The following is a 539-nucleotide window of genomic DNA, read 5'->3' as shown; positions in this document are numbered from 1 at the left end:
TAAACGGGCTGGATCATAACCACGTTCAACATTCCCTTCAGGCCGCCGAACCGAAGGGCGGCCTCGAGGGGATTCTTCGCCTTTGTTTTCAGGGATGCTTGCTTGAATTCTTCGGGTTCGTCAATGTCCCGTCGCAACCAAAATCCTACGATCCCGATCAGACCACCGACCAGGAACGGAACGCGCCATAGCCAATCCGCGTAAGCGGACTTTCCCGCGGCCCATTGAAGCGAAATCAAAAGAGCGGCCACGACGGCGTTTGGAAGATGGGAGAAAATCAGCGTGCACCCTAGCCACAATCCTCGGCGATTTTCGGGTGCGGATTCGACTATGTAGCTTGTCGATCCAGTAGTCTCGCCACCTAATGCAAGGCCTTGCGCCAGCCGGCAGATGACAAGAAGAATGGGAGCCGCCAGCCCAATTGTTTCGTAGGTCGGCAGCATTCCGATAGCAGCCGTACCAAGTGCCATCAGCCAAACCGTCAGTGCCATGACCCTGACGCGTCCAATCCTATCTGCGGCGAATCCAAAGAACAGTCC

At 55.8% G+C, this 539-nt stretch carries 1 protein-coding gene; it reads right to left on the bottom strand.

The window, feature by feature from the left end; translation table 11 throughout:
- A partial coding sequence (locus P7F28_RS02290; protein ID WP_277182819.1) for an MFS transporter occupies positions 1-539 on the bottom strand: 539 nt, incomplete at both ends.

This window comes from Caballeronia sp. BR00000012568055 (genome assembly GCF_029439455.1).
Classification (GTDB): Bacteria; Pseudomonadota; Gammaproteobacteria; order Burkholderiales; family Burkholderiaceae; genus Caballeronia.
This window is presented reverse-complemented; position numbering and strand designations above follow the sequence as displayed.